General features: G+C 70.9%; 4 protein-coding genes. All 4 read left to right on the forward strand.

Annotated elements, in window-relative coordinates:
- The coding region (locus IY392_RS14320; RefSeq protein ID WP_194861574.1) for a PTS fructose transporter subunit IIC at positions 1-1,510 on the forward strand (1,510 nt) is incomplete at its 5' end.
- A gap of 69 nt (positions 1,511-1,579) precedes the next feature.
- A complete protein-coding gene (locus IY392_RS14325) occupies positions 1,580-1,837 on the forward strand; it encodes an HPr family phosphocarrier protein (protein ID WP_107757720.1) in 258 nt (85 codons plus the stop codon).
- Entirely contained in the window at positions 1,834-2,751 is a 918-nt protein-coding gene (locus IY392_RS14330) for an NAD(P)H-binding protein (RefSeq protein ID WP_194861575.1), read from the forward strand. The genes IY392_RS14325 and IY392_RS14330 overlap by 4 nt, the downstream gene beginning before the upstream one ends.
- A 76-nt stretch (positions 2,752-2,827) precedes the next feature.
- On the forward strand, positions 2,828-3,493 hold the full coding sequence (locus tag IY392_RS14335) for a TetR/AcrR family transcriptional regulator (protein WP_228549438.1): 666 nt from the start codon (positions 2,828-2,830) through the stop codon (positions 3,491-3,493).
- The last annotated feature ends 194 nt before the right edge of the window (positions 3,494-3,687 follow it).

Raw genomic sequence — 3,687 nt, forward strand, 5'->3', positions numbered from 1 at the left:
CACCTACATGGCCGCCGACTCCCTGGACCAGGAGGCCGCCAGGCGGGGCGTGCAGATGCAGGTGGAGACGCAGGGCTCGGCCGGGTCCACCCCGCTGGACCCCGCGGTGATCGAGGCCGCCGACGCCGTCATCTTCGCCACCGACGTCGGCGTGCGCGACCGCGGCCGGTTCGCGGGCAAGCCCGTCGTCGAGTACGGGGTGAAGAAGGCGATCGACTCCCCCGCGCGGGTGCTCGACGAGGCGCTCGCCGCCGCGGGCGACCCCGACGCCAAGCGCGTCCCGGCCTCGTCCGGATCGGGTGGGGACTCGAGCTCCGGCGGGTCCGGGTCGGACGAACACTGGGCCCGTGGCCTGCAGCGCGCGGTGATGACCGGTGTGTCGTACATGATCCCGTTCGTCGCTGCGGGCGGTCTCCTGCTGGCGCTGGGGTTCCTGTTCGCCGGATACGACGTGGCCTTTGTCTGGCAGGAGGTGGCCACCGGGTTCACGCTGGCCGACCTGCCCGGCCAGGTCTGGTACCTCGACGGTGAGATCGTGTCCGCCGGGACCGCCGGGGCCGAGATGCTCACCCACGCCGGGCTGAGGTTGTACATCGGCGCCGTGCTCTTCGCGATAGGCCAGGCCGCGATGGGCTTCATGATCGCGGTCCTGTCCGGGTACATCGCCTACGGGCTCGCCGACCGCCCGGGCATCGCGCCGGGCTTCGTGGGCGGTGCGCTCTCGGCCACCCTCGGCGCCGGGTTCATCGGTGCGCTCGTCACGGGCATCCTCGCCGGCTACCTGGTGCGGTGGATGACCACGTGGAAGACCCCGCGCTGGCTGTCCGGCCTCATGCCGGTGGTGCTGATCCCGCTGCTCGGATCGCTCGCGATCGGCCTGCTGATGTTCCTGCTGCTCGGCCGTCCGCTGGCCTCGTTGACCTCCGCCATGGAGTCGTGGCTGGGCGGGATGAGCGGGACCTCGGTGATCCTGCTCGGCGTCATCCTGGGCCTCATGATGTGCTTCGACCTCGGCGGACCGGTCAACAAGGCCGCCTACACCTTCGCCACCGCCGGACTGGTCGCCGACAACCCGGCCTCGCTGCGCATCATGGCCGCGGTCATGGCCGCCGGCATGGTGCCGCCGCTGGCCATGGGCCTGGCGACGGTCGTCCGCAAGCGCCTGTTCACCGAGGTCGAGCAGGAGAACGGCCGGGCCGCGTTCCTGCTGGGTGCCAGCTTCATCACCGAGGGTGCCATCCCGTTCGCCGCCGCCGACCCGATCCGCGTGATCCCCTCGATGATGGCCGGCGGTGCCGTCACCGGAGCGCTGATCATGGCATTCTCGGTGGAGTCGTACGCACCGCACGGCGGTCTGTTCGTGGTGTTCGCCATCAACCCGGTCTGGGGTTACCTGGTGGCCATCCTCGCGGGCATGCTGGTCTCGACCACAGCCGTGGTCCTGGCCAAGAGCGCCCGTCGAGATCCCGCTCCTGTCGCGGCACCGGCGCCCGTCGCCGTCGCCGCCTGATCCCCACCCGACCGCTCTCCGGCGGGTCGGTCCGCCGACCCGCCACTCCACCAGTCACGAGGAGACACCATGCCCACCACCACCGTCATCGTGGGATCCGCCGAGGGGCTGCACGCCCGCCCCGCGGGGATCATCGCCGAGGCCGCCGAGAAGTACGACACGGACATCGAGATCGCGTTCGACGGTGAGGAGGCCGACGCCGCCTCGGCGATGCTCATCATGGCGCTCGGAGCCGAGAAGGGGGCCGAGGTCACGGTGAGCGGGGACGACGCCGCCGCGGTGGCCGAGATCGCCGCCCTCATCGAACAGGATCTCGACGCGGGATGACCGTGCTCGTCGTGGGATCGGGTGGGTACCTGGGATCGCGCCTGGTACCCGAACTGCTGGCCCGGGGGCACCACGTCCGGGCCGGTGTCACCGATCCCCGGCGGGCGGGGCCCCACGAGCGGACGTCCCACGACCGGGGCGGCCGCGAGGAGACGGTCCACTGCGACGTCCTCGACCCGGACTGCCTGCCCGCCGCCCTGGACGGCGTGGACTCGGTCGTCTACCTGGTCCACCGTATGGGGCACGGGCCGGGTTTCCGGTCCGAGGACGCGGCGGGCGCCACCGCGATGCGCGAGTCGATGGCCGCGGCCGGCGTCGGTCGCTGCGTCTACGTCTCCGGGCTCGCACCGTCAGCTGGCCCGGGCGACACGCTGTCCCGGCACATGTCCTCCCGGCTCGAGGTCGAACAGCTGCTCTCGGACGGACCCACGCCGGTGTTCACCCTCCGGGCCGGCATCGTCCTCGGTGCCGGCTCGGTGAGCTTCGAAATGCTGCGCACACTGTGCGATCGGTTGCCGGTCCAACCAGTGCCCCGGTGGATGCGCGGCAGCCGGGTCGAGCCGATCGCCGAGCGCGACGTCCTCGAGGCCCTGTGTCACGCGCTGGAGGGGGCTCCGCGTTCCGGCCACGGGGACCTCGGATGCGGCGAGGTCCTCACCTACCCCGCGCTGCTGCGCAGGTTCTCGCGGGTCGCGGGCCTGCCCACCCTCCGCATCCCGGTGTTCGGGGTGCCATGGGATCTGGTCGCCGCGGGGCTGTCCCCCGTCGTCGACTCGGATCCCGCGACCGTCGGCGCGTTGGTCGAGAGCCTCCGCCACGATATGGTGACCGCCGACCAGACCGCGGATCTGTTTCCCGCCGGGTGGGAGCGGACAGGCATCGACGACGCCATCCGCCGGGCGCTCCGCGACTGACATCACGATCCGGTTCCGACCCCACCGGTCACGCCACACCTCCGCGCGAGCGCCGGGTCTGGGGGACAATCGAGCGATGCCCCCGAATCTCCCGTTCACCGCCGCGACCTTCATCCGCGCAGCTCTGGACCGCCACGGGCCGAGCAGCACGACGGACGACATCGGCGAGAAGCTCCTCGACGCAGCCGTCCGACAGTTCGAGACCTTCGGCGTGACCCGGTCCACGATGGGGGACATCACGCAGCGGTCGGGCCTGTCCCGGATGACCCTCTACCGCCGGTTCGCCAACAAGCAGGAACTGATCAACGCCGTCCTGCTGCGCGAGACCGGCCGCATCCTGGCCGGGCTGAAGCAGGAGATCGACCGCTACGACGACGTGGAGTCCAAGCTGACCGAGGGGTTCCTCTACACGGTCGAGACCCTGCGCGCCCACGGCCTGCTCAACCGACTCCTGGAGAGCGAGCCCGAGGTCGCCGTCCCCTACCTGACGGTGCGGGGCGAGCCCCTGGTCAGTAACAGTGCCGAGTTCCTCGCCTCGGAGATGGCCTCCAGTCTCGACGACTCGCGGTCCCACGAGGAACTCCTGGTGGCGGCCGAGGTGGCCGTCCGACTGGTGATCTCGTTCGTCCTCACCCCGTCCACCACGATCGATCTGGACGACCCCGACGTGGCGCGCGACTTCGCCCGCAGGCACCTGGGCCCGCAACTCCGCGGGCGAAGGGGGCCTACCGACGGGTCCTGAGCGAATCAGGGCGCGAGAGGGCCGGGGAGGGCTCTGAGCAGGACGGTGGCGTGCGGGCGTTGACACGAGGGGCACTGCTGCCTAGCCTCAGTTACAAAGAGACCTCAAATGTCACTCTGTACTTCCTCCTCTGTACGCCGAGGCTCTCTCCGGCCCGAGTGGTCGGAAGACGAAAGGGATCGTCATGCCCGCAC

The sequence above is a fragment of the Dietzia sp. SYD-A1 genome, from assembly GCF_015356725.1.
Taxonomy (GTDB): Bacteria; Actinomycetota; Actinomycetes; order Mycobacteriales; family Mycobacteriaceae; genus Dietzia.